The sequence below is a fragment of the Escherichia sp. XD33 genome (assembly GCF_019375075.1).
Classification (GTDB): domain Bacteria; phylum Pseudomonadota; class Gammaproteobacteria; order Enterobacterales; family Enterobacteriaceae; genus Enterobacter; species Enterobacter flexneri_A.
This window is the reverse complement of sequence record NZ_JAENDM010000004.1, coordinates 22,824-47,204: the sequence shown is the minus strand read 5'-3', so window position 1 is coordinate 47,204 and position 24,381 is coordinate 22,824. Positions and strand designations below refer to the sequence as shown.

Annotated in this window: 24 protein-coding genes and 1 pseudogene; 12 read left to right on the top strand and 13 right to left on the bottom strand. The window is 52.2% G+C overall.

What is annotated here, in order from left to right; genetic code table 11:
• Positions 1-34 precede the first annotated feature (34 nt).
• The 7 genes from preA to K0778_RS04075 all read right to left on the bottom strand — a co-directional run bounded on the left by preA (position 35) and on the right by K0778_RS04075 (position 5,911).
• Positions 35-1,270, bottom strand: coding sequence for an NAD-dependent dihydropyrimidine dehydrogenase subunit PreA (gene preA / locus K0778_RS04105; RefSeq protein ID WP_000956071.1), 1,236 nt, complete (start codon positions 1,268-1,270; stop codon positions 35-37).
• Positions 1,264-2,502: an NAD-dependent dihydropyrimidine dehydrogenase subunit PreT gene (gene preT, locus K0778_RS04100; RefSeq protein WP_001136388.1), complete on the bottom strand. Its 1,239-nt coding sequence runs from the start codon at positions 2,500-2,502 to the stop codon at positions 1,264-1,266. Before preT ends, preA begins: the two co-directional genes overlap by 7 nt.
• Before the next feature lie 193 nt (positions 2,503-2,695).
• Complete coding sequence (locus K0778_RS04095; protein ID WP_000383096.1) at positions 2,696-2,935, bottom strand: DUF2542 family protein; 240 nt, start codon at positions 2,933-2,935, stop codon at positions 2,696-2,698.
• 2 nt (positions 2,936-2,937) lie between these two features.
• A complete protein-coding gene (gene sanA, locus K0778_RS04090; RefSeq protein ID WP_000920064.1) occupies positions 2,938-3,657 on the bottom strand; it encodes an outer membrane permeability protein SanA in 720 nt (239 codons plus the stop codon).
• 149 nt (positions 3,658-3,806) lie between these two features.
• Positions 3,807-4,691 (bottom strand): cytidine deaminase, encoded by an 885-nt coding sequence (cdd, locus tag K0778_RS04085; RefSeq protein ID WP_000553555.1) that lies wholly within the window; start codon positions 4,689-4,691, stop codon positions 3,807-3,809.
• Positions 4,692-4,820: 129 nt separating this feature from the next.
• The gene (locus K0778_RS04080) at positions 4,821-5,516 is read right to left on the bottom strand and encodes a CidB/LrgB family autolysis modulator (protein WP_000968208.1); all 696 of its coding nucleotides are present in this window, start codon (positions 5,514-5,516) and stop codon (positions 4,821-4,823) included.
• A complete protein-coding gene (locus K0778_RS04075; RefSeq protein ID WP_001295452.1) occupies positions 5,513-5,911 on the bottom strand; it encodes a CidA/LrgA family protein in 399 nt (132 codons plus the stop codon). Before K0778_RS04075 ends, K0778_RS04080 begins: the two co-directional genes overlap by 4 nt.
• Before the next feature lie 238 nt (positions 5,912-6,149).
• On the opposite strand from K0778_RS04075, the gene dusC reads away from it, so the two are divergent.
• Complete coding sequence (gene dusC, locus K0778_RS04070; RefSeq protein ID WP_001264861.1) at positions 6,150-7,097, top strand: tRNA dihydrouridine(16) synthase DusC; 948 nt, start codon at positions 6,150-6,152, stop codon at positions 7,095-7,097.
• 372 nt (positions 7,098-7,469) lie between these two features.
• Here dusC and yohP read toward each other — a convergent pair whose 3' ends face one another.
• Positions 7,470-7,553 (bottom strand): small membrane protein YohP, encoded by an 84-nt coding sequence (yohP, locus tag K0778_RS04065; protein WP_000691708.1) that lies wholly within the window; start codon positions 7,551-7,553, stop codon positions 7,470-7,472.
• 223 nt (positions 7,554-7,776) lie between these two features.
• Between yohP and mdtQ the strand changes: the two genes are divergently transcribed.
• Both mdtQ and K0778_RS04055 read left to right on the top strand, forming a co-directional pair.
• Entirely contained in the window at positions 7,777-9,213 is a 1,437-nt protein-coding gene (mdtQ, locus tag K0778_RS04060) for a multidrug resistance outer membrane protein MdtQ (protein ID WP_001078146.1), read from the top strand.
• Between the two features lie 52 nt (positions 9,214-9,265).
• Positions 9,266-10,027: an SDR family oxidoreductase gene (locus K0778_RS04055; protein ID WP_000079568.1), complete on the top strand. Its 762-nt coding sequence runs from the start codon at positions 9,266-9,268 to the stop codon at positions 10,025-10,027.
• A gap of 129 nt (positions 10,028-10,156) precedes the next feature.
• Here K0778_RS04055 and K0778_RS04050 read toward each other — a convergent pair whose 3' ends face one another.
• Positions 10,157-10,735: a DedA family protein gene (locus K0778_RS04050; protein ID WP_001300768.1), complete on the bottom strand. Its 579-nt coding sequence runs from the start codon at positions 10,733-10,735 to the stop codon at positions 10,157-10,159.
• 170 nt (positions 10,736-10,905) lie between these two features.
• Here K0778_RS04050 and K0778_RS04045 point away from each other — a divergent pair, with 170 nt between their 5' ends.
• Positions 10,906-11,493, top strand: a complete 588-nt coding sequence (locus K0778_RS04045; RefSeq protein WP_001295454.1) for a Yip1 family protein — start codon at positions 10,906-10,908, stop codon at positions 11,491-11,493.
• Positions 11,494-11,666: 173 nt separating this feature from the next.
• Positions 11,667-12,599, top strand: coding sequence for a D-alanyl-D-alanine endopeptidase (gene pbpG / locus K0778_RS04040; protein ID WP_001295432.1), 933 nt, complete (start codon positions 11,667-11,669; stop codon positions 12,597-12,599).
• 37 nt (positions 12,600-12,636) lie between these two features.
• Here the strand turns inward: pbpG and dld are convergent, their stop codons facing one another.
• Positions 12,637-14,352: a D-lactate dehydrogenase gene (gene dld, locus K0778_RS04035; RefSeq protein WP_000097391.1), complete on the bottom strand. Its 1,716-nt coding sequence runs from the start codon at positions 14,350-14,352 to the stop codon at positions 12,637-12,639.
• 195 nt (positions 14,353-14,547) lie between these two features.
• Between dld and bglX the strand changes: the two genes are divergently transcribed.
• The 5 genes from bglX (at position 14,548) to yehW (ending at position 20,833) form a co-directional block, all read left to right on the top strand.
• A complete protein-coding gene (gene bglX, locus K0778_RS04030) occupies positions 14,548-16,845 on the top strand; it encodes a beta-glucosidase BglX (RefSeq protein ID WP_000871504.1) in 2,298 nt (765 codons plus the stop codon).
• A 251-nt stretch (positions 16,846-17,096) separates the two neighbouring features.
• Positions 17,097-18,014: a glycine betaine ABC transporter substrate-binding protein OsmF gene (gene osmF / locus K0778_RS04025; protein WP_001130295.1), complete on the top strand. Its 918-nt coding sequence runs from the start codon at positions 17,097-17,099 to the stop codon at positions 18,012-18,014.
• 6 nt (positions 18,015-18,020) lie between these two features.
• Positions 18,021-19,178 (top strand): glycine betaine ABC transporter permease YehY, encoded by a 1,158-nt coding sequence (gene yehY / locus K0778_RS04020; RefSeq protein WP_000220838.1) that lies wholly within the window; start codon positions 18,021-18,023, stop codon positions 19,176-19,178.
• Complete coding sequence (yehX, locus tag K0778_RS04015; protein WP_000569357.1) at positions 19,171-20,097, top strand: glycine betaine ABC transporter ATP binding protein YehX; 927 nt, start codon at positions 19,171-19,173, stop codon at positions 20,095-20,097. Before yehY ends, yehX begins: the two co-directional genes overlap by 8 nt.
• 4 nt (positions 20,098-20,101) lie before the next feature.
• Positions 20,102-20,833 (top strand): glycine betaine ABC transporter permease YehW, encoded by a 732-nt coding sequence (gene yehW / locus K0778_RS04010; RefSeq protein WP_000783120.1) that lies wholly within the window; start codon positions 20,102-20,104, stop codon positions 20,831-20,833.
• On the opposite strand, the gene K0778_RS04005 is transcribed toward yehW, so the two are convergent.
• The 3 genes and pseudogenes from K0778_RS04005 to K0778_RS04000 form a co-directional block, all read right to left on the bottom strand.
• Positions 20,814-20,921, bottom strand: coding sequence for a protein YohO (locus tag K0778_RS04005; protein WP_001216963.1), 108 nt, complete (start codon positions 20,919-20,921; stop codon positions 20,814-20,816). The two genes, yehW and K0778_RS04005, sit on opposite strands and share 20 nt — an antisense overlap.
• Positions 20,922-20,980: 59 nt before the next feature.
• Positions 20,981-21,187: a hypothetical protein gene (locus K0778_RS28535; RefSeq protein WP_370876877.1), complete on the bottom strand. Its 207-nt coding sequence runs from the start codon at positions 21,185-21,187 to the stop codon at positions 20,981-20,983.
• A pseudogene (locus tag K0778_RS04000) lies at positions 21,121-21,720 on the bottom strand (MerR family transcriptional regulator); the annotation flags it as partial. The gene K0778_RS28535 and the pseudogene K0778_RS04000, both read right to left, overlap by 67 nt.
• A gap of 221 nt (positions 21,721-21,941) precedes the next feature.
• Here K0778_RS04000 and btsS point away from each other — a divergent pair.
• Together btsS and btsR are read left to right on the top strand one after the other, a co-directional pair.
• The gene (btsS, locus tag K0778_RS03995; protein WP_001295431.1) at positions 21,942-23,627 is read left to right on the top strand and encodes a two-component regulatory system sensor histidine kinase BtsS; all 1,686 of its coding nucleotides are present in this window, start codon (positions 21,942-21,944) and stop codon (positions 23,625-23,627) included.
• Entirely contained in the window at positions 23,624-24,343 is a 720-nt protein-coding gene (btsR, locus tag K0778_RS03990; protein ID WP_000598641.1) for a two-component system response regulator BtsR, read from the top strand. Before btsS ends, btsR begins: the two co-directional genes overlap by 4 nt.
• Positions 24,344-24,381 lie beyond the last annotated feature (38 nt).

The window sequence follows — 24,381 nt, the reverse complement described above, 5'->3', positions numbered from 1 at the left end:
CAATCGGTGCCAAATGCCGGATGCGTCTCTGGTTTTACAACGTTACCGGGTGTTCTTTCTCGCCTTTCTTAAACTTCACTTCCCCGAGCTCAATACAACCCACCGGGCAGACGTGACCACAAAGCAGACAACCCACACATTTCTCGGTATTACAATGCGGTGTGCGGGTTTTCTCGCTCCATTCCATCGCCTGGTGACCGCCGTCGTAACAGGAAATATAACAGCGTCCACAGCCAACACATTTATCAAGATTGATACGGGGATAGACAATATAACTGCGGTCTAAATCTTCCGCCGGGACAATATTGTTATTCGCCAGACCTACCATCTCCTGCAACGAATCAAACCCTTGATCGGCGAGATAATGCGACAACCCGCTCGCCATATCTTCCACTATCCGATAGCCGTACTGCATAATGCCGGTGGTGACCTGTAACGTTGCTGCGCCGAGCAATAAAAACTCCGCCGCATCTTCCCAGGTTTCAATGCCGCCGATACCGCTGATCGGGAAATCGCGCAGTTCTGGATGGGTGCGCATTTGCTGAATAAAGCGCAGGGCGATCGGTTTTACCGCTTTACCGGAATATCCGGAAATACTCGATTTACCGTTCACGATCGGCATACCGATTTTCTGATTAAGATCGATATTGGTGATGGATTTAACGGTGTTAATTGCCGCAATGCCATCTGCGCCGCCGCGCTTCGCCGCCAGCGCCACTTCGCACATATCACCGATATTCGGTGTCATCTTCGCCAGCATCGGCAGCGTGGAACCCCGTTTAACTGCCCGACAATATTTTTCTACCAGCTCCGGGCTTTGCCCGACATCGCTACCCATCGCATGAGACGTCATTTGCGGACAGGAGAAGTTACACTCGATCATATCCGCGCCAGCTTCTTGCACCAGGCGCGCCAGCTCCTCCCATTGCTGCTCATTTTCCCCCATGATCGAAGCGATCAATACTTTGTCCGGGTAATCTTCCTTCAGCCGACGCAGGGCGGCCAGATTCTCTTCCAACGGATGCTCGGCAATCTGCTCCATATTTTTGAAGCCGATAAAACCGGTATCTTCTTTCACCAGATGATCAAAACGCGGCGAGACTTCGTTGGCGATAAAAAAGCCGATCGTTTTAAACACCACGCCGCCCCAACCTGTGTCGTAGGCTTTGGCACACATCTCATAGCAGTTGCCTACCGGCGAAGAAGAGAGGCAGAACGGGTTGGGAAACTTCACGCCGCAAAAGGTAATCGAAAGATCTTTCGTTAACATGAGCAAGCTCCCTCTAAATAGTGATGAATCGCCTCGGCGGCTTCTTTCCCGGTTTTCACGGCATAGACCACGGTTTTGTCACCCTCAACAATATCGCCAGCAGCAAAGACTTGCGGATCGCGGGTCTGATAATTTTGTGTTTTGATGGTGTTACGCTGCGGCTCTAACTTCGCAAAGGCATCCAGTCTGGCATGCTGACCGACGGCGAGAATAATTTTATCTGCCACCATCGTCAGTTCGCCCGGTAACCGTACATGCTTAAACGTGACTTTATTGCCTTCCACGGCTACTGGCGTGAATCCATCGATGATCGAAACGCCCAGCTCCCGGGCGCTGGTAAACTCTTTTTCGCTTGCCGGAAACTCATCTAACTCTTCACGCGCTACGCAAGTTACTGCCTGACAGCCGAGAACTTTCAGCGTGCTGGCTACGTCCATCGCGACATCACCGCCGCCGATAATTAATGCGCTTTGTGGAATGCTGATATCGCCTTGCGCCTGTCGTGCACGTTGCAAGAAGTCGACGGCAATCTCAACGTCGCTATGCTCAAACAGCGGTAGCCCGGAACCGCTTGATAACCCCACGGTGACCAGTACCGCGCGGTTTTCCGCTTTCAGTTGCTCCAGGGTGAGTGTGTTACCGACTTCGTTGTTGCACTTAATGGTCACGCCCATTTTTTCAATACGGGCGATCTCTGCATCCAGCACTGATTGCGGTAACCGGAATTGCGGAATACCGTTACGCAACCAGCCACCGGGGTGCGCTTCTTTCTCATAAATCGTGACGTCATAACCCTGGTTTGTCAGTGTCACACTGGCCTGCAATCCGGCAGGACCTGCGCCAATAATCGCGACTTTGCCGAGCGTTTTAGTACCGGGCTGATAAATTTCCATTCCGGTTTGTTGTTCAAAATCAGTAACAAAACGCTGTAAGCGGCCGATATCAATGGGAGCATCAACACCGGCACGGGTACAACCGCTTTGGCATAATTTCTCCGTTGGGCACACTCTGGCACAAACGGCACCGAGGGCATTATTTTCGCGAATTGTCTCGGCAGCGCCTTTAAAATTACGAAAGTAGATTGAGCGAATAAATTTCCCCGGATCGGTCTGTGCCGGGCAAGCCTGACTACAGGGAGCGTCGTGACATAATAAACAGCGAGAGGCTTCTTTAATCGCCAGTAAAGACGTAAAAGCCGGAGTGAGTTCATCCAGATAATTTTGTTGCGGCATGTGATCTTCCTTAATGCTATAGGTAATTAAGGCGAGCGTTTAGTAAATAATAATGTACTGATATTAAGGCTAAGCGTGCGGGGGAATTTAAACTGTGAAAAGATTCACAAATAGCTGCGGTTAGGAATGTGATATCCGCAGCTTATCAGGTGAAGTAATAATTATTCTCAATAATTAACTGGAGAGGGGAATATTAACGATAGAAAATAAGATAAACAATCATGCCGATAGATAAAATTCCGAAGCCGATATATGCCACCATATAAGCGAAAAAGAGTCCGGGATTTTTTGCTCGCCAGACATACACCGGTTCCGGTGCATTTTTAACCCGTTTATCAATCGCGCCTGCGCGCCAGCCTTTCCATGCTTCGCGGAAACAAAATATCGGGATAAGGAAAAAAACGGCAACGACAAAAAACTGCTGTACATCCATAACTACTTTCCTTGTTTCTTTTGTAATTCAAGTAACTGTTCGGGTGTGACGGCGGGATACCCCTGCGCATCTTCCGGTACCTGGTGCATAGCCGGAATAGGGACCAGCGGCCCTAAAAAACGCGGTTCACGTTTAAAAATATAAAGGTCAGCCAGCGCACCGAAACGGGCGGCAAATTCACGAATACGTACTGACAGCATATCTTTCGGTGACGGTACGGCATAACACTGAGCCTGAATCCCCATATGCAGCGCAATAAATAATGCTCGCTCACAGTGGAAACGTTGGGTGATAATAATGAAATCATTAGTATCGAAAACTTTGCGTGTACGCACGATGGAATCCAGCGTACGAAAGCCTGCGTAATCGAGAACAATATCTGATGGGTCGACACCAGCAGCGATTAAATCTTTGCGCATGGTCATCGGCTCATTATAACTTTGCAATGCGTTATCGCCGCTCAGTAATAGATAATTTACCTTACCGCTGTTATAGGCATTAATCGCTCCTTGAATGCGGTAGCGATAATACTGATTAATTACGCCAGTACGATAATATTTTGCTGTTCCGAGCACCACACCGACCTGGCGGTAGGGGAGATCCTGCAATTCGTCGTAGATATAAGGCGCGGTTTTCCAGCTCATCCAGCGATCGAGGCCGAGCACAGTCAACAGCAGCAAGCCGATCAGGACTAACAGGCTGAGGAACACGCGCTTTAACATGCAGGAGACTCGATCTAAGGAAAATTTCCATCAGGCTACTTTACCCGCTGGTTTTGCGCAAGAAACGGCAAACTGTTTGCCGGGATTTTCGACACCAGGAGAGGGCTGGCAAGCCGGACAAGGCGTTCACGCCGCATCCGGCACCAGGCTTAAGCGAGAAGTACGCGGTCGATACTGTGACAGCCGAGAGCTTTCAGCGTTGCGGAGGTGGCATCCCACTGAATCAACGGCGCATCGGCTTTTTCTGCCAGAACCGCGCGCTGGATATCCGGGTAATCATAACCCTTGAGATTCAATAGAATTAACGCTCCCTGCAACGGTGGCAGAGTCGGGTTGAATGCGGCGTTTTCAGCGTAGCTGCCGCTGAAAATTCGACCGTCTTTACATTCCAGCGCAACACCGCTTGGCGACTTACTGTAAGGCATGTGCGAACGGTTTGCCGCCGCAATCGCCGCCTGAGAAAGCGCATCACCAGTCAGCGCATAGCCGTGATCCTGCTCGTCCATCAGCAGCGTTTTAATCTCCAGATCTTTCGGCCCAAAGGCATCCGGCAGATAGTCACGCAGCGCGTGTGCCTCGCGGCCCGGCAGATGAATACGCAGATCCAGACCGCTGTTCAGTTCATTCATAAACTGACGGCAGTGACCACAAGGCGTGTAGTTAACGGTGATGGCTGCAAGCGCTTTTTCACCACTCAACCAGGCGTGGCTGATCGCGCTTTGTTCGGCATGAACGGTTTGCTGCATTGTCGCACCAATAAATTCCATATTGGCACCAAAATACCAGGTTCCGCTCACACCGCGCGCAATTGCGCCAACATTAAAATTCGACAATGGCGTACGCGCACAGGCCGCCGCCAGCGGAAGTAGTGCGAATGCCAGCGCGTCTTCGTCCAGCCCCGTTGCGCTCTTCAGCGATGAGACTTGCTCCCCGGTCAACAAAGCGGGGAAGTACTTGTCTGCCAGAATAGGTTCCAGTGCAGATTGCAAGTTATCCGCAAGTTGGGCAAAAGCGGTTTGAAAACGTGGATGCATGGCGTTGCCTCATAATCATGTAATGGGATAACAGTTTACGAACCCGTTATGGCTTTATATGTGATCTGAATCTCATTAATTATGCAACGCGTGAAACTTACATCAAAAATGCGCGACGCATCGCAAATTTTAGCCCATTACTGCCAGAATAATCGGGAAAAGGAACGGTGCGATCAGCGAAGTAATTATCCCGCATAACACCAGCGCTAGCGAACTAAATGCACCTTCCTGATAATCCAGCTCGGCGCAGCGCGCCGTACCGAGGGCGTGCGAGGCAGTCCCCATTGCCAGACCGCGCGCAGCTTTGGTACGAATACGCATCGCATTAAGCAATGTATGGCCAAATACCGCGCCGAGGATGCCGACGAAAATCACGCAAACTGCGCTGATTGCCGGAATACCGCCAATACTGCCGCCAACCGCCATTGCAATAGGCGTGGTGACTGATTTCGGCAGGATTGACGCGGCGATTTCCGGTGAAGCGCCCATCAACAATGCCACGGAAGTCCCCGTCACCATCGCAACCACGCTGCCGATAAAACAGATGGTGATGATCGATTTCCAGCGCGCGCGGATCTGGTGTAGCTGCTCATATAAAGGATAGGCCAGCGCGACGACCGCCGGTTGCAGCAGATCGTTTAGCACTTCGCTACCTTTAAAGTAGCTGTCGTAAGAGATGCCAGTCAGCATTAAAAAAGGAATGATCACCACCATTGCTACCAGCAACGGGTTAAGCAAGGGAAACTTATACCGTGCCGCCAGTTTGCGGGCGGCAAAAAAGACAATCAATGTCAGCGGTAATGACCACCAGATATTCGCCATCATTCTTCTGATCCTTTCTGACCTACGACTTTACGTTCACCGTGTACCAGTTGCGAACTCCAGCTCACCACCAGAAAAACCACCAGCGTACTGACTGCACAGGAAACCACTACCGGGCCAAACTGTGCGCGGAGCAAATCAAAATATTGCATGACGCCTACGCCAATCGGCACAAACAATAGCGCCATATAGCGAATCAGTACGTAGCACCCCGGATTGACCCATTTTGCCGGAAGAATTTGCAAGGCCAGCAGGACAAACAGGATCAGCATCCCGATGATGCTGCCCGGAATGGTTACCGGTAGCAGGGAAGCAATGAAAATGCCTGCATACAGGCAGGCATAAATCAGGACGAAAGCGCGTAAATATTGCCAGATAATGTTCAGTGTCTTACTCATAATCAACACCCCAGATGAGATGGATTCATCATACAATTAATTCGTAAAACGTGCTACCGATCACATTAAGAAATCAGCGCTTATTTTTTCGCTCCCCGGCATTACGCAATGCGCAGCGAACTCAGGCATACATCAAGCATAGAGAGGGATTGCAGTTTGCAGCAATCCCTCTTTGCAGACCTTTAATCCGCTGACCATAGGCGCTAACATAGCGCCTCATTTTTTTGCGGGTGATGATATGCGTGTGTTACTGGCACCGATGGAGGGAGTGCTTGACTCTCTGGTGCGTGAATTGCTGACCGAAGTTAACGACTACGATCTGTGCATCACCGAGTTTGTCCGCGTGGTGGATCAACTGCTGCCGGTAAAAGTCTTTCATCGCATTTGCCCTGAGCTACAAAACGCCAGCCGGACACCATCTGGTACGCTGGTGCGCGTGCAGTTGTTAGGTCAGTTCCCACAATGGCTGGCAGAGAACGCCGCCCGTGCGGTGGAGTTAGGTTCCTGGGGCGTGGATCTCAATTGCGGCTGCCCGTCGAAAACGGTTAACGGTAGCGGCGGCGGGGCGACGTTACTCAAAGATCCTGAACTCATCTACCAGGGTGCAAAAGCGATGCGTGAAGCTGTACCGGCGCATTTGCCCGTCAGCGTGAAAGTGCGTCTGGGCTGGGACAGCGGTGAGAAGAAATTTGAAATCGCCGATGCGGTTCAACAGGCTGGCGCTACGGAGCTGGTGGTGCATGGGCGGACGAAAGAGCAGGGTTACCGCGCGGAGCATATTGACTGGCAGGCGATTGGCGATATTCGCCAGCGGCTGAATATTCCGGTGATTGCCAACGGTGAAATCTGGGACTGGCAGAGCGCGCAACAATGCATGGCGATCAGCGGCTGCGACGCAGTGATGATTGGTCGCGGGGCGCTCAATATTCCCAACCTGAGCCGGGTGGTAAAATATAACGAACCGCGAATGCCGTGGCCGGAGGTGGTTGCTTTGCTGCAAAAATATACCCGTCTGGAAAAGCAGGGCGATACCGGGTTATATCACGTTGCGCGGATTAAACAGTGGTTGAGTTATTTGCGTAAAGAATACGATGAAGCAACGGAATTATTTCAGCATGTTCGGGTGTTGAATAATTCCCCTGATATTGCAAGGGCTATTCAGGCAATTGATATCGAGAAACTCTAAAAAACCATAGTGATGTTTTTTGACAATGTGTTAGCTCTTTATCAATAGGCCGCACGGTTGTTTGGTGGCGTCAAAATTGCCGAGGCGTTCCCTGAAGGCCGGGGCAGCCCACATGGATGTGGGCTGAGGGCGCGTTTTACAGGGATGTTACCTCGCGCCCGACCCGGTAGCCGTAAGGGATAAGCCGAGGGCACCGCGCAGCGGCGATTTTGTTCGCCAGAGCCCGGGGGTGCAGGGGGCGGCGGCGATTGGCCGCCCCCTGCGCGCTCCTTGCGCCAGTGATTATATGAAGCAATGCACATGACAGGAGCGCAACAGGATGAGAGACTGAAATATTCTCGTTATTTTCGGACCTGATGACATTAATTAATTTTAAAATATCATCTTAAATACGCCAGTCACCACCAGTAGCCCAATCAGGAAAATAATCAATACAGCCCAGAGTATAATTTTCATTGGCGTTCCTTTATTTGTGAGTGCTGAATAAGTATAGGAAAAAACGAAGCCCTTTGCCGTTATCCATAAACGATTAAGATAAATCGGAAGATATCATTCACTTAGTGTATATTTTTCTGGATATGTCGTTTTATTGCCACTGATGTATTGCCACGCGAAACTAAAAAATATATCGCAACACACGGTAATCTCCGCGCACCTTTTCTTACCTGATTATTCCCCCATGAATCGTGATTCCTTTTATCCAGCCATCGCCTGTTTTCCGCTGTTACTGATGCTGGCCGGGTGTGCGCCTATGCATGAAACCCGCCAGGCGTTAAGCCAGCAAACGCCCGCTGCACAAGTTGACACCGCATTACCCACGGCGCTGAAAAATGGTTGGCCAGACAGCCAATGGTGGCTGGAGTATCACGATAATCAACTCACTTCCTTAATTAACAATGCACTACAGAACGCACCGGATATGCAGGTGGCTGAACAGCGCATTCAGCTAGCTGAAGCCCAGGCGAAGGCAGTTGCCACTCAGGATGGTCCGCAGATCGACTTTTCGGCGGATATGGAGCGGCAAAAAATGTCGGCAGAAGGCTTAATGGGGCCGTTTGCTCTGAACGATCCGGCCGCAGGTACGACCGGCCCGTGGTACACCAACGGTACTTTTGGCTTAACGGCGGGCTGGCAGCTCGATATCTGGGGAAAGAATCGGGCGGAGGTTACTGCCCGCCTGGGTACGGTTAAAGCACGGGCGGCGGAACGCGAGCAAACCCGCCAATTGCTGGCTGGCAGCGTAGCCCGCCTGTACTGGGAGTGGCAAACCCAGGCGGCGTTAAACACGGTCTTGCAGCAAATAGAAAAAGAGCAGAACACCATTATCGCGACCGATCGCCAGCTATATCAGAACGGGATTACTTCTTCAGTTGAAGGTGTGGAAACCGATATTAATGCCAGCAAAACCCGGCAGCAGCTCAACGATGTCGCGGGGAAAATGAAAATTATTGAGGCACGGTTAAGCGCACTTACAAATAACCAGACAAAGTCATTGAAGCTTAAACCGGTCGCGTTGCCGAAAGTGGCAAGCCAGCTTCCTGATGAACTGGGGTACTCCTTACTGGCCCGGCGGGCAGATTTGCAGGCGGCGCACTGGTACGTTGAGTCATCGCTAAGCACCATTGATGCGGCAAAAGCGGCATTTTATCCTGACATCAACCTGATGGCCTTCCTGCAACAGGATGCGTTGCACTTAAGCGATCTGTTCCGTCATTCCGCGCAGCAAATGGGCGTTACGGCAGGCCTGACGCTACCCATTTTCGATAGTGGTCGTCTTAACGCCAATCTCGATATCGCAAAAGCCGAAAGCAACTTGTCTATCGCCAGCTACAACAAAGCGGTGGTTGAAGCGGTGAATGACGTGGCGCGGGCAGCCAGTCAGGTTCAGACACTGGCGGAGAAAAACCAGCATCAGGCGCAAATTGAGCGCGATGCCTTGCGTGTGGTAGGTCTTGCGCAGGCGCGCTTTAACGCGGGCATCATTGCTGGTTCCCGCGTCAGCGAAGCCAGAATCCCCGCGCTGCGTGAGCGGGCCAATGGCCTGTTATTGCAAGGGCAGTGGCTGGATGCCTCCATTCAACTCACTGGTGCGTTGGGCGGGGGTTACAAACGCTGATGATATGCGCCTTCTATACTTAACGTTTATTCAGCGTTAAGTGGAGAACTCGATGGCACAGGTTGCGATTATTACCGCCTCCGATTCGGGGATCGGCAAAGAGTGCGCGTTATTACTGGCGCAGCAGGGGGTTGATATTGGTATTACCTGGAACTCAGATGAAGAAGGGGCAAAAGATACCGCGCGTGAGGTAGTTAGCCACGGCGTACGTGCGGAGATCGTGCAGCTGGATCTCGGTAAACTGCCAGAAGGTGCGCAGGCGCTGGAGAAACTCATTCAACGGCTGGGGCGTATTGATGTGCTGGTGAATAATGCGGGCGCAATGACCAAAGCGCCGTTTCTTGATATGGCTTTCGATGAGTGGCGCAAGATTTTTACCGTTGATGTCGATGGTGCATTTTTATGCTCACAAATTGCGGCCCGCCAGATGGTGAAACAAGGGCAGGGCGGTCGCATCATCAACATTACGTCGGTACATGAACATACGCCGCTGCCGGATGCCAGCGCCTACACAGCCGCTAAACATGCGCTCGGTGGGTTAACCAAAGCGATGGCGCTGGAGCTGGTCAGGCATAAGATTTTGGTGAACGCAGTCGCGCCTGGGGCGATCGCCACGCCAATGAATGGCATGGATGACAGCGACGTGAAGCCCGACGCGGAGCCTTCGATTCCTCTGCGGCGTTTTGGCGCAACGCATGAGATTGCCAGCCTGGTAGCGTGGCTGTGCTCAGAGGGCGCAAATTACACCACCGGGCAGTCGTTGATAGTGGATGGCGGCTTTATGTTGGCGAATCCGCAGTTCAACCCAGAATAGCGCAGTGAGGTGCGTGGTTATTTCAATGGGTAAAATTTTGGTAGGCATGATAAGACGCACAAGCGTCGCATCAGGCATGGTGCACCGGATGTCGGATGCGGCGCGAACGCCTTACCCAGGGCAATGGTTTTACGCCTGATGATCCGGCTTTTTCTTCCCGCGCCGTTTCAGCCACCAGCGCACGCCTACCACCAGAACCACGACCAGAATCAACCAGACCCAGTGCTTCAAATGCTGGTCGAGAGTGTGCAACCACGGCGCAATCACCTGACCACCAGCGTAACCGATAGTGGTAAAAATCAACGCCCAGGCAAATGCGCCGAGAATATTAAGCGGCAGAAAGATTTTCGGCGGCAGCTGGCTGGCACCAATCAGCGTCGGGCCAATCACCCGAAAGCCATACATAAAGCGCGTACCAATGACAAACAGATACGGATGGCGTTGGATAAGTTTCTGCGCCCGCTCAATTTTATCCTGATGTTTCGAGAAACGGCGTAACAGCTTGCCGCCAAACCGCCGCCCGCACAGATAAAGCACCTGGTCGCCAATCATGCCGCCAAGCGCCACAGAAAGTACCACCAGCGGGAACTTTAATAGCCCCTGATGTGCCGCAACGCCTCCCAGCAAAGTCACGGTTTCACCTTCCGCCAGGCTACCGATCACCAGCGCGGCATAACCATATTGTGAGATGAGTGTATTGAGATCCATAGGCCAGTCTGTCTCCCTTTGGTTGCCTTTAAGCATACACCCTGGAAATCATTCACGCTGAAAAAGGACGTACATCAGACGGTGCAAATTACATGAGCGAACAAAAAAATAATCACAAGCTGACTTATACTTGAACTGTCAGGTTCATGAACTCACAACAAGGGGGCGGTATGAGCCATGTCTGGGGACTGTTTTCCCATCCCGATCGTGAAATGCAGGTGATTAATCGCGAAAACGAAACGATTTCTCACCATTACACCCACCACGTTTTGCTGATGGCGGCGATTCCGGTGATTTGCGCCTTCATTGGCACTACACAGATTGGCTGGAATTTTGGCGATGGCACTATCCTGAAGTTATCCTGGTTTACCGGACTGGCGCTGGCTGTCCTGTTTTATGGCGTTATGCTGGCTGGGGTTGCGGTAATGGGGCGGGTCATCTGGTGGATGGCGCGTAATTATCCGCAGCGTCCGTCACTTGCGCACTGCATGGTCTTCGCGGGCTACGTTGCAACTCCGCTGTTTTTAAGCGGTCTGGTGGCGCTTTATCCACTGGTCTGGTTGTGTGCGCTGGTCGGCACGGTGGCGCTGTTTTACACCGGCTACCTGCTTTACCTTGGTATTCCGAGCTTCCTGAATATCAACAAAGAGGAAGGCCTTAGCTTCTCTAGTTCGACGCTGGCGATTGGCGTGCTGGTACTGGAAGTGCTGCTCGCCCTAACCGTTATACTATGGGGCTACGGTTATCGTTTGTTCTAGAAAGTTCTTTGACGTTGCATTGCTGGCGTAAATGTCAGCAATGCAGCATTTCCTCACGATTCTCCTTTGACGATCGCACTTTTTGCTCGTTATGATGGCGTCGCTAGCCTCAGTAAATCCTTACTCCGGCGGTGCGCAACCCGTGCGCGTGAACCACTATCTGAATGCTCATCATGCCGAAATTTCGAGTTTCTTTATTTAGCCTGGCCCTGATGCTGGCTGTGCCTTTGGCACCGCAGGCCGTTGCGAAAACGGCAGCCGCTACCACCGCTTCACAACCGGAAATTGCCTCCGGTAGCGCGATGATTGTTGATCTGAATACCAACAAAGTGATCTATTCGAACCACCCGGATCTGGTGCGTCCGATTGCGTCTATCAGCAAATTAATGACCGCGATGGTTGTGCTGGATGCACGACTGCCGCTGGATGAAAAACTAAAAGTGGATATCAGCCAGACGCCGGAGATGAAAGGGGTCTATTCGCGCGTACGACTGAATAGCGAAATCAGCCGTAAAGATATGCTGTTGCTGGCGCTGATGTCTTCAGAAAACCGCGCGGCGGCAAGCCTTGCGCACCATTATCCCGGTGGTTACAAAGCCTTTATTAAGGCAATGAATGCGAAAGCGAAATCGCTCGGAATGAACAACACGCGCTTTGTTGAACCTACCGGATTGTCGGTGCATAACGTTTCAACTGCCCGTGACTTAACCAAACTGCTCATTGCCAGCAAACAATATCCGTTGATCGGGCAGTTAAGTACTACCCGGGAAGATATGGCAACCTTCTCTAATCCGACGTATACGCTGCCGTTCCGCAATACTAATCATCTGGTGTATCGCGATAACTGGAATATTCAGTTAACCAAAACCGGCTTTACCAATGCGGCGGGCCATTGTCTGGTGATGCGTACGGTTATCAATAATAAACCGGTGGCGCTGGTAGTGATGGACGCGTTTGGCAAATATACCCATTTTGCCGATGCCAGCCGCCTGCGTACCTGGATTGAAACCGGTAAAGTGATGCCTGTGCCGGCAGCAGCGTTGAGCTATAAAAAACAAAAAGCCGCCCAAATGGCGGCGGCGGGGCAGACGGCACAGAACGATTAAGTGAATTCGGATGGCGATACTCTGCCATCCGTAATTTTTACTCCACTTCCTGCCAGTTTTTCCGTTTACTGGTTTTACCGATCCCCGGATTCATGCTGTTGGTCGGATCGTTCTCGCGATAGAACTTCTGCAACGTCTCCGGTGCTTTATACAAATGACCGACGTTATGCTCGGCAGGGTACTGCGCGCCGCGCTGCTGTAGCAGTTCCAGCATCTGTTCTTTTAACGCATGCACATCCACGCCTTTTTTCACTATGTAATCCTGATGGAAGACATAGCACATAAAATGGCCGTAATAGAGCTTGTGCACCAGCTGGCTGTCGATCTCCGGCGGTAAATGCTCATACCACTCGGTGTCGTTACGCCGCAGAGCGATATCCAACGCCAGAATGTCTTCGACTTCATCGGAATGCACCGCCTGATAACGAATTGCTGCGCCCGCAGCGGCGAAACGGTGTAAAAACGCTTTGCTGCCTTCCTCCGGCGTACAGACAAAGAAATCGCCTTCGGCCTGTTTGAAATAATCCACCAGCCACGATTTGGCTTCGCCCACGCCATCGCCCGCCATTTTTAACAGCAGATGATGCTCGTATTTATCGCGCCAGTTTTTCATGCGCGGCGGTAAATGGCTGGGGAACAGGTGACCGAATTTTTGCATCGCACGGTCAGTAAAATGCGGACGGAAGAATTTCACTTTCTCCAGCATCGCATCGGTGCGTCCCTTGAAATTAAAGAAGAACGGCATCTTGTCGGTGCCTAACTTATCAATCATCAGGAAGGTGTCTTTGCCGTATTTTTCCGCAATATCGTAGATATCCCGGTGCATATATTCCCCGGCAACCGGCAGATTTTCGAAGTTAGCCAGAATATGACGGCGGATTTCGGTCAGCACTTCCGGCTGGTTGGTGCCGATATAAAACACCTGCTGATTTTTTTCCGCTTCGAAGGTATCAAGACGTACTGCAAAGACCGCCAGCTTCCCGGCGCAACCAGAAGATTCAAATAACCGATCAGGATCGGCGTTATAACGTGCGGGCGTGTCGGCTTCAATATCACGAACGCGGTGGACATAGTCATAATCGTGGGCGTGACGACCATCGTGACGCACATCGTCATCTTTGATGCGATCATCATCCAGCTTGCTAAGGATCTGCTCCGGCGTTTCGCCCAGATCAATCCCCAGATGGTTCACCAGCGTCAGTTTGCCGTCTTCATTTATACGCGCGAATAACGACATTTCGGTATACGCCGGGCCACGTTGCACCAGCGAGCCGCCGGAGTTGTTACAAATACCGCCGATGACCGATGCGCCTATACACGATGATCCAATCACTGAGTGCGGTTCGCGTCCCAGCGGTTTGAGGGCTTTTTCCAGCGAATAGAGCGTGGTGCCCGGATAGGCCAGCACCTGTTCGCCCTTGCCAAGAACGTGCAGCTTGTCGAGACGCAGGGTGCTGATGATCACGATATCGCGATCATAGCCGTTACCGTTTGGCGTCGATCCTTCGGTCAGGCCTGTATTGGCAGCCTGCATCAGAATAATTTTGTCGGCGGTGACGCAGGCTTTCAGCACCCGCCACAATTCCAGTAGTGAGCCAGGGAAAACGACAGCCAGCGCGTCGCCCTGACCAGAACGGAAGCCCTTGCGATAGCGGGCCGTTTTTGCGGGATCGGTGAGCAGGTGTGAATGACCGACCAGACGGGCAAGTTCATTCAAAAAGGCTTTATTATCAGTTGTTGTCATGGAAGACATTTTCCACTCCTTGTGGTGGCGAAAAAATATCACAAACTAGAATAGCGCCTTGTATGACAATTCAGCGAGTGAATATTTTGAAAATTCAGACAATAAACTGAGCATTCTTTTTCTCTCTCCATCATGCTTATGGCAAACTACGGTTTTTGCACCATTTTCGCTGCCTCGTCGGGCAACAGAGGAAGAAAAATCCATATGAAATGGCTATGTTCAGTAGGAATCGCGGTGAGTCTGGCCCTGCAGCCAGCACTGGCGGATGATTTATTCGGCAACCATCCATTAACGCCCGAAGCGCGGGATGCGTTCGTCACCGAACTGCTTAAGAAAATGACAGTTGATGAGAAAATTGGTCAGCTGCGCTTAATCAGCGTCGGCCCGGATAACCCGAAAGAGGCGATCCGCGAGATGATCAAAGACGGTCAGGTTGGGGCGATTTTCAACACCGTAACCCGTCAGGATATCCGCGCCATGCAGGATCAGGTGATGGAATTAAGCCGCCTGAAAATTCCTCTTTTCTTTGCTTACGACGTGCTGCACGGTCAGCGCACGGTGTTCCCGATTAGCCTCGGTCTGGCCTCGTCTTTTAACCTCGATGCAGTGAAAACGGTCGGACGTGTCTCTGCTTATGAAGCGGCAGATGATGGCCTGAATATGACCTGGGCACCGATGGTCGATGTCTCGCGCGATCCGCGCTGGGGACGTGCTTCCGAAGGTTTTGGCGAAGATACGTATCTCACCTCAACAATGGGTAAAACCATGGTGGAAGCGATGCAGGGTAAAAGCCCGGCAGATCGCTACTCGGTGATGACCAGCGTCAAACACTTTGCCGCATACGGCGCGGTAGAAGGCGGTAAAGAGTACAACACCGTCGATATGAGTCCGCAGCGCCTGTTTAATGATTATATGCCGCCGTACAAAGCGGGGCTGGACGCAGGCAGCGGCGCGGTGATGGTGGCGCTGAACTCGCTGAACGGCACGCCAGCCACCTCCGATTCCTGGCTGCTGAAAGATGTTCTGCGCGACCAGTGGGGCTTTAAAGGCATCACCGTTTCCGATCACGGTGCAATCAAAGAGCTGATTAAACATGGCACGGCGGCAGACCCGGAAGATGCGGTGCGCGTGGCGCTGAAATCCGGAATCAACATGAGCATGAGCGACGAGTACTACTCGAAGTATCTGCCTGGGTTGATTAAATCCGGCAAAGTGACGATGGCAGAGCTGGACGATGCTGCCCGCCATGTACTGAACGTTAAATATGATATGGGGTTGTTTAACGACCCATACAGCCATTTGGGGCCGAAAGAGTCTGACCCGGTGGATACCAATGCCGAAAGCCGCCTGCACCGTAAAGAAGCGCGTGAAGTAGCGCGCGAAAGCTTGGTGTTGCTGAAAAACCGTCTCGAAACGTTACCGCTGAAAAAATCGGCCACCATTGCGGTGGTTGGGCCACTGGCGGACAGTAAACGTGACGTGATGGGCAGCTGGTCCGCAGCCGGTGTTGCCGATCAATCCGTGACCGTACTGACCGGGATTAAAAATGCCGTCGGTGAAAACGGTAAAGTGCTGTATGCCAAAGGGGCGAACGTTACCAGTGACAAAGGCATTATCGATTTCCTGAATCAGTATGAAGAAGCGGTCAAAGTCGATCCGCGTTCGCCGCAAGAGATGATTGATGAAGCGGTGCAGACGGCGAAACAATCTGATGTGGTGGTGGCTGTAGTCGGTGAAGCACAGGGGATGGCGCACGAAGCCTCCAGCCGGACCGATATCACTATTCCGCAAAGCCAACGTGACTTGATTGCGGCGCTGAAAGCCACCGGTAAACCGCTGGTGCTGGTGCTTATGAACGGGCGTCCGCTGGCGCTGGTGAAAGAAGATCAGCAGGCTGATGCGATTCTGGAAACCTGGTTTGCGGGGACTGAAGGCGGTAATGCAATTGCCGATGTGTTGTTTGGCGATTACAACCCGTCCGGCAAGCTGCCGATGTCCTTCCCGCGTTCTGTCGGGCAGATCCCGGTGTACTACAGCCATCTGAACACCGGTCGTCCGTATAATGCCGACAAGCCGAACAAATACACTTCGCGTTATTTTGATGAAGCTAACGGGGCGCTTTATCCGTTCGGCTATGGTCTGAGCTATACCACTTTCACCGTCTCTGATGTGAAACTTTCTGCGCCGACCATGAAGCGTGACGGCAAAGTGACGGCCAGCGTGCAGGTGACGAACACCGGTAAGCGCGAGGGTGCCACGGTAGTGCAGATGTACTTGCAGGATGTGACGGCTTCCATGAGTCGCCCTGTGAAACAGCTGAAAGGCTTTGAGAAAATCACCCTGAAGCCGGGCGAAACTCAGACCGTCAGCTTCCCGATTGATATTGAGGCGCTGAAGTTCTGGAATCAACAGATGAAATATGACGCCGAGCCTGGCAAGTTCAATGTCTTTATCGGCACTGATTCCGCACGCGTTAAGAAAGGCGAGTTTGAGTTGCTGTAATGCTTTTGTAAGGGCGCGACGTTTGCGCCCTTTGCCTGATGTTCATATCTTAACTTGCTGAATTTTCGCCCTTTGTAGGCCGGATAAGGCGCTCGCGCCGCATCCGGCAGGAAACGCCGGACCGAATATGCCTCTTAAGTATTTATCTGATTCTGCAACTGAATCCTTCCGCTCAAGCTAACCCCGCCATTATCAACTATGCTTTTCTCTTAATTCGCTGAAAACAACAGTAAAAGAATGAGGAAAGCATCATGCCACTCTTAAAGCTCTGGGCAGGTTCACTGGTTATGTTGGCAGCCGTGAGCCTGCCGCTACAGGCGGCTTCCCCCGTTAAAGTCGGTTCAAAAATCGATACCGAAGGTGCGCTACTCGGCAATATCATTTTGCAGGTGCTGGAAAGCCACGGCGTACCGACGGTGAATAAAGTGCAACTCGGAACGACTCCTGTGGTGCGCGGGGCGATTACTTCCGATGAACTGGATATCTATCCGGAATATACCGGCAATGGCGCTTTCTTCTTTAAAGATGAAAACGATGCAGCGTGGAAAAACGCGCAGCAAGGTTACGAGAAAGTCAAAAAGCTCGATTCGGAGCACAACAAGTTAATCTGGCTGACGCCCGCGCCTGCAAATAACACCTGGACTATCGCCGTGCGTCAGGATGTGGCAGAGAAAAATAAACTCACTTCGCTTGCCGACCTGAGTCGTTATCTGCAAGAGGGCGGCACCTTCAAACTGGCAGCCTCGGCAGAGTTTATCGAACGCGCCGATGCGTTACCCGCGTTTGAAAAAGCCTATGGCTTTAAGCTCGGTCAGGATCAGTTGCTGTCACTGGCTGGTGGCGACACGGCGGTGACGATCAAAGCCGCTGCCCAGCAAACCTCTGGCGTTAATGCTGCAATGGCTTACGGCACTGACGGCCCGGTAGCGGCGCTGGGGCTGCAAACCTTAAGCGATCCGCAAGGTGTGCAACCTATCTACGCGCCTGCACCAGTGGTGCGTGAGTCGGTGTTGAGGGAGTATCCGCAAATGGCACAGTGGCTACAGCCAGTCTTCGCCAGCCTCGATGCAAAAACATTGCAGCAACTGAATGCCAGCATTGCTGTGGAAGGACTGGATGCCAAAAAAGTGGCTGCCGACTACCTGAAACAAAAAGGGTGGACGAAGTAATTTCCCGTGACTTATTTCCGTATTAATCCTGTTCTGGCGCTGCTGCTGTTGCTGACGGCAATCGCAGCGGCGCTGCCGTTTATCAGTTACGCGCCTAATCGTTTAGTTTCGGGTGAGGGGCGTCATCTCTGGCAGCTGTGGCCGCAAACGATCTGGATGCTGGTGGGCGTTGGTTGCGCCTGGCTGACGGCCTGTTTTATTCCCGGTAAAAAAGGCAGCATTTGTGCACTCATTCTGGCGCAATTCGTCTTCGTATTGCTGGTGTGGGGAGCTGGAAAGGCGGCGACCCAACTGGCGCAAAATGGCAGTGCGCTGGCGCGTACCAGCCTCGGCAGTGGTTTCTGGCTGGCTGCGGCGCTGGCATTGCTGGCCTGTAGCGATGCCATCCGCCGAATCTCCACGCATTCGCTGTGGCGCTGGTTGTTGCATATGCAGATTGCCATTATTCCGCTGTGGTTGCTGTACTCCGGCACGCTTAACGATCTCTCACTAATGAAAGAATACGCCAACCGTCAGGATGTGTTTGACGACGCGCTGGCACAACATCTGACGTTGCTGTTTGGTGCGGTGCTGCCTGCGTTAGTGATTGGTGTGCCGTTGGGCATCTGGTGCTACTTTTCCACTGCTCGGCAGGGGGCAATTTTTTCTCTGCTCAATGTCATTCAGACCGTGCCTTCGGTGGCGCTCTTTGGCCTGTTGATTGCGCCGCTTGCCGCGCTGGTGACGGCCTTTCCGTGGCTGGGGAAGCTCGGCATAGCAGGAACCGGAATGACACCCGCACTGATTGCGCTGGTGCTCTATGCCTTGCTGCCGCTGGTGCGCGGCGTGGTAGTCGGCTTGAACCAGATCCCGCGCGATGTGCTGGAGAGCGCCAGAGCGATGGGCATGAGCGGGGCGCGGCGATTCCTGCATGTTCAGTTACCACTGGCGTTACCGGTATTTCTGCGCAGCCTGCGGGTGGTGATGGTGCAAACTGTAGGTATGGCGGTGATTGCGGCGTTAATCGGCGCAGGCGGTTTTGGTGCGCTGGTTTTCCAGGGGCTGCTAAGCAGCGCCATTGATTTAGTGTTGCTGGGGGTGATCCCGGTAATTGTTCTGGCGGTGCTTACCGACGCGCTGTTCGATTTGCTTATCGCACTGCTGAAGGTGAAACGTAATGATTGAATTTAGCCATGTCAGCAAACTGTTCGGCGCACAAAAAGCCGTTAACGATCTCAATCTCAATTTTCAGGAAGGGAGTTTTTCGGTGCTGATTGGCACATCTGGCTCCGGCAAATCCACCACCCTGAAAATGATTAACCGCCTGGTGGAGCATGACAGCGGAGTGATCCGCTTTGCCGGAGAAGAAATTCGCTCGCTGCCAGTACTGGAGTTGCGCCGCCGGATGGGCTATGCCATTCAATCTATTGGCCTGTTCCCCCACTGGAGCGTGGCGCAAAACATCGCTACCGTGCCGCAATTACAAAAATGGTCGCGGGCGCGGATTGACGATCGTATCGACGAATTAATGGCGCTACTGGGGCTGGAGTCAAATTTGCGTGAGCGTTATCCGCATCAGCTTTCCGGTGGTCAGCAGCAACGTGTGGGAGTGGCGCGTGCACTGGCTGCCGATCCGCAAGTCTTACTAATGGATGAACCTTTTGGCGCACTGGACCCGGTAACGCGCGGCGCGTTGCAACAAGAGATGACGCGCATTCACCGTTTGCTGGGGCGTACCATTGTGCTGGTCACTCATGATATTGATGAGGCGCTACGGCTGGCAGAACATCTGGTATTGATGGATCACGGTGAAGTAGTGCAGCAGGGCAATCCGCTGACGATGCTGACTCGTCCGGCGAATGATTTTGTCCGCCAGTTTTTTGGACGTAGTGAACTGGGTGTGCGCCTGCTTTCGTTACGTAGTGTGGCGGATTACGTGCGTCGCGAAGAACGAGCAGATGGTGAGGCACTGGCAGAAGAGATGACGCTACGCGATGCGCTCTCTCTGTTTGTTGCGCGGGGATGCGAGGTGCTGCCGGTGGTGAACATGCAGGGCCAGCCTTGCGGCACGCTGCATTTTCAGGATCTGCTGGTGGAGGCGTAAGCGTATGAAGATGTTGCGCGATCCGCTGTTCTGGCTCATTGCTCTGTTTGTGGCGCTGATTTTCTGGCTGCCTTACAGCCAGCCGCTGTTTGCTGCCTTGTTCCCACAACTGCCACGACCCGTTTATCAGCAAGAAAGTTTTGCAGCTCTGGCACTGGCTCATTTCTGGCTGGTGGGAATTTCGAGTTTGTTTGCGGTGATCATTGGCACTGGTGCCGGAATTGCTGTCACTCGCCCGTGGGGCGCGGAATTTCGCCCACTGGTGGAAACTATTGCCGCCGTTGGACAGACTTTTCCGCCCGTCGCAGTGCTGGCGATCGCCGTTCCGGTGATCGGCTTTGGTCTGCAACCAGCGATTATCGCCTTGATCCTTTACGGTGTGCTGCCCGTCCTGCAGGCGACACTTGCCGGGCTGGGAGCGATTGATGCCAGCGTGACAGAAGTTGCGAAAGGTATGGGAATGAGTCGTGGTCAGCGACTGCGTAAGGTCGAGCTACCGCTGGCGGCTCCGGTGATTCTGGCGGGCGTGCGAACTTCGGTGATTATCAACATTGGTACGGCGACGATCGCCTCAACGGTAGGGGCCAGCACGCTGGGTACGCCCATCATCATCGGGCTTAGCGGATTTAATACCGCGTATGTGATCCAGGGGGCGTTACTGGTGGCACTGGCGGCGATCATCGCAGACCGCCTGTTTGAAAGGCTGGTGCAGGCGCTTAGCCAGCACGCAAAATAAAGGTATAACCTGCGAGCATGACGCCACCAATTCCGCCTAACGCCATAAACAGGAACAGGGCGATGACCCCAATTTTAGCTATGCGCATAATGCACTCCTTATGTTAACGAAAGGATTGTACAGTAAAGCGCATTTGTTAACGAATCATTAAATGCCGAGTGGGAAAATATCATGGCCTTGTTCTTGCCAACTGGTGAGTTGCTGCTGTTGGGCGGAGGTTCGATTTTCACCGCACCACACCAGCAATGTACGGCCTTCGAATAGTTCAGGGCGTAGTTGATTGAGCGAGTGGGCGAGGACATCAATGCGCCATCCTTGTTGACTGGCAATCCAGCCCTCCAGCCCTCCAGCCACAGACGGGTGGTATCCTGAATATTCCAGCCAACCACCAGCGCATCTTTACCCTGTTTTTTACGTGCCGAAGCCAGACAAATGGCGATGTAGTTGATCAGTACGCCGTCGAGGATCGCCAGCAGCGCCTGGAGAGTCGGTTGTTGGCACTGAAGCCGTCGGCGCAGAGGAATAAACAGATGTGTGGTGAGTGTCTGGGCGGGGTAATCCTGACCGCGCTCTTTGATCCACGTTCGCAGGCTATGTAGATTGCTGCTTTGCAGGTAAGTCAGTAATGTTTCTTGCTGATCGCGCCAGCCGTTCTGCACATCAACATTTTCATTACTGAGCAGCATTTTAACTTTGCTGACCTGCACGCCGTTGTCGATCCAGCGTTTGATCTCGCGGATCCGGTCAATATCGGCATCGTTGAACAGCCGATGACCGCCGTCTGTCCGTTGCGGTTTCAGCAATCCGTAACGCCTCTGCCACGCGCGTAACGTGACAGGATTAATATCACAAAGCAACGCCACTTCACCAATTGTGTAAAGCGCCATCGTCTCACCCTTGCTCGCGAGGTCCCGGTTTAACTTTAGACGCAGTTTTGCGAACCAGGTAGTTTTGCCCGTTTTTTGTGCATCTATAGGGTGATTTTATTTTTGCCAGGCGATTTTGAGTGATCGTACTCACGAATTCTCATTTTTCTGCAAGAGTTCAAAGAAAGTTAAACGCAGGCAATGTATGTTACGCGTTTTAAAGGGAAGTGTGGTTTGCGGGTATGTACGATTTTAATCTGGTGTTGCTGCTGCTTCAGCAGATGTGCGTTTTTTTAGTCATTGCGTGGTTAATGAGTAAAACGCCATTATTCATACCGTTAATGCAGGTCACGGTTCGTCTGCCGCATAAATTTCTCTGCTACATCGTCTTTTCCATCTTCTGCATCATGGGCACCTGGTTTGGGTTGCACATTGACGATTCTATTGCCAATACCCGTGCGATAGGCGCGGTAATGGGCGGCTTACTCGGCGGTCCGGTCGTCGGTGGGCTGGTTGGTCTGACCGGCGGCTTACATCGATATTCGATGGGGGGCATGACCGCGCTAAGTTGCATGATCTCAACCATCGTTGAAGGATTGCTCGGCGGCCTGGTACACAGCATTCTGATCCGTCGCGGGCGCACTGATAAAGTCTTTAACCCCATTACCGCCGGTGCCGTCACGTTCGTCGCTGAAATGGTGCAAATGTTGATCATCCTGGCGATCGCCCGACCTTATGAAGATGCGGTACGTCTGGTGAGTAATATTGCTGCGCCAATGATGGTCACCAATACCGTCGGCGCGGCGCTGTTTATGCGTATATTGCTCGATAAACGCGCGATGTTTGAAAAATACACTTCAGCTTTTTCTGCCACTGCGCTGAAAGTGGCGGCCTCGACGGAAGGCATTTTGCGCCAGGGGTTTAACGAAGTGAACAGCATGAAAGTGGCACAGGTGCTGTATCAGGAGCTGGATATTGGTGCAGTCGCGATTACCGATCGAGAGAAATTGCTAGCCTTTACCGGAATTGGTGACGACCACCATTTACCCGGCAAACCGATTTCTTCGACTTATACCTTAAAAGCGATTGAAACCGGTGAAGTGGTCTACGCTGATGGCAACGAAGTACCTTACCGTTGCTCTTTGCATCCGCAATGCAAACTGGGGTCGACGCTGGTAATTCCGTTGCGTGGTGAAAATCAGCGGGTGATGGGCACCATCAAATTGTATGAAGCCAAAAACCGTTTATTCAGTTCAATCAACCGCACGTTGGGTGAGGGGATTGCGCAACTGCTTTCGGCGCAGATCCTTGCCGGGCAATATGAGCGGCAAAAAGCGATGCTCACCCAGTCAGAGATCAAACTGCTTCACGCCCAGGTGAATCCCCATTTTTTGTTTAATGCGCTTAACACCATTAAAGCGGTGATCCGTCGCGACAGCGAACAGGCCAGCCAGCTGGTGCAGTATCTTTCCACTTTTTTCCGCAAAAACTTAAAGCGGCCTTCGGAGTTTGTTACTCTCGCCGACGAAATTGAACATGTGAATGCTTATCTGCAAATTGAAAAGGCGCGCTTCCAGTCGCGGTTGCAGGTCAACATTGCTATTCCGCAAGAATTATCCCAGCAGCAATTGCCCGCGTTTACCCTGCAACCGATAGTGGAAAACGCCATTAAACATGGGACATCACAACTGCTGGATACAGGGCGAGTGGCAATCAGCGCCCGACGTGAGGGGCAACATTTAATGCTGGAGATCGAAGACAATGCCGGTTTGTATCAACCGGTAACCAATGCCAGTGGGCTGGGGATGAATCTGGTGGATAAGCGTTTACGTGAACGGTTTGGCGATGACTATGGGATAAGCGTCGCCTGTGAGCCTGATAGTTACACCCGAATAACGTTACGACTACCATGGAGGGACGAGGCATGATTAAAGTCTTAATTGTCGATGATGAACCGTTAGCACGGGAGAACCTGCGCGTATTTTTGCAGGAGCAGAGCGATATTGAAATCGTTGGTGAGTGTTCAAACGCCGTGGAAGGGATCGGCGCGGTGCATAAACTGCGCCCGGATGTGCTGTTTCTCGATATCCAGATGCCGCGCATCAGTGGTCTGGAAATGGTGGGGATGCTCGACCCGGAACATCGTCCGTATATTGTTTTTCTCACCGCGTTTGACGAATACGCCATTAAAGCCTTTGAAGAACACGCCTTTGATTATCTGCTGAAGCCAATTGATGAAGCGCGACTGGAGAAAACGCTGGCGCGTTTGCGGCAGGAACGCAGCAAGCAGGATGTTTCGCTGTTACCAGAAAATCAACAGGCGCTGAAATTTATCCCTTGTACTGGGCATAGTCGGATTTATTTGCTGCAAATGAAAGATGTGGCATTTGTCAGCAGTCGGATGAGCGGTGTCTACGTTACCAGCCACGAAGGGAAAGAGGGCTTTACCGAATTGACATTACGTACCCTGGAAAGTCGTACACCACTACTGCGCTGCCATCGTCAGTATCTGGTTAACCTCGCGCATTTACAGGAGATTCGTCTGGAAGATAACGGCCAGGCCGAGTTGATTTTGCGTAATGGCTTAACCGTGCCGGTCAGCCGCCGTTATCTGAAAAGCTTAAAAGAGGCGATTGGCCTGTAAAAGACTGCTAAAATGGCTTTTTGCCTCATCAACACCTG

Bases quoted from the DNA above. Each gene is read 5' to 3' on its own strand.
- dusC (WP_001264861.1), top strand. From the start codon at position 6,150: ATGCGTGTGTTACTGGCACCGATGGAGGGAGTGCTTGACTCTCTGGTG.
- sanA (WP_000920064.1), bottom strand. From the start codon at position 3,657: ATGTTAAAGCGCGTGTTCCTCAGCCTGTTAGTCCTGATCGGCTTGCTG.
- mdtQ (WP_001078146.1), top strand. From the start codon at position 7,777: ATGAATCGTGATTCCTTTTATCCAGCCATCGCCTGTTTTCCGCTGTTA.
- K0778_RS04055 (WP_000079568.1), top strand. From the start codon at position 9,266: ATGGCACAGGTTGCGATTATTACCGCCTCCGATTCGGGGATCGGCAAA.
- K0778_RS04075 (WP_001295452.1), bottom strand. From the start codon at position 5,911: ATGAGTAAGACACTGAACATTATCTGGCAATATTTACGCGCTTTCGTC.
- bglX (WP_000871504.1), top strand. From the start codon at position 14,548: ATGAAATGGCTATGTTCAGTAGGAATCGCGGTGAGTCTGGCCCTGCAG.
- dld (WP_000097391.1), bottom strand. From the start codon at position 14,352: ATGTCTTCCATGACAACAACTGATAATAAAGCCTTTTTGAATGAACTT.
- pbpG (WP_001295432.1), top strand. From the start codon at position 11,667: ATGCCGAAATTTCGAGTTTCTTTATTTAGCCTGGCCCTGATGCTGGCT.
- preT (WP_001136388.1), bottom strand. From the start codon at position 2,502: ATGCCGCAACAAAATTATCTGGATGAACTCACTCCGGCTTTTACGTCT.
- K0778_RS04095 (WP_000383096.1), bottom strand. From the start codon at position 2,935: ATGGATGTACAGCAGTTTTTTGTCGTTGCCGTTTTTTTCCTTATCCCG.
- osmF (WP_001130295.1), top strand. From the start codon at position 17,097: ATGCCACTCTTAAAGCTCTGGGCAGGTTCACTGGTTATGTTGGCAGCC.
- K0778_RS04080 (WP_000968208.1), bottom strand. From the start codon at position 5,516: ATGATGGCGAATATCTGGTGGTCATTACCGCTGACATTGATTGTCTTT.
- K0778_RS04005 (WP_001216963.1), bottom strand. From the start codon at position 20,921: ATGCGCATAGCTAAAATTGGGGTCATCGCCCTGTTCCTGTTTATGGCG.
- cdd (WP_000553555.1), bottom strand. From the start codon at position 4,691: ATGCATCCACGTTTTCAAACCGCTTTTGCCCAACTTGCGGATAACTTG.
- K0778_RS04050 (WP_001300768.1), bottom strand. From the start codon at position 10,735: ATGGATCTCAATACACTCATCTCACAATATGGTTATGCCGCGCTGGTG.
- K0778_RS04045 (WP_001295454.1), top strand. From the start codon at position 10,906: ATGAGCCATGTCTGGGGACTGTTTTCCCATCCCGATCGTGAAATGCAG.
- yehX (WP_000569357.1), top strand. From the start codon at position 19,171: ATGATTGAATTTAGCCATGTCAGCAAACTGTTCGGCGCACAAAAAGCC.
- btsS (WP_001295431.1), top strand. From the start codon at position 21,942: ATGTACGATTTTAATCTGGTGTTGCTGCTGCTTCAGCAGATGTGCGTT.
- btsR (WP_000598641.1), top strand. From the start codon at position 23,624: ATGATTAAAGTCTTAATTGTCGATGATGAACCGTTAGCACGGGAGAAC.
- yohP (WP_000691708.1), bottom strand. From the start codon at position 7,553: ATGAAAATTATACTCTGGGCTGTATTGATTATTTTCCTGATTGGGCTA.
- yehW (WP_000783120.1), top strand. From the start codon at position 20,102: ATGAAGATGTTGCGCGATCCGCTGTTCTGGCTCATTGCTCTGTTTGTG.
- preA (WP_000956071.1), bottom strand. From the start codon at position 1,270: ATGTTAACGAAAGATCTTTCGATTACCTTTTGCGGCGTGAAGTTTCCC.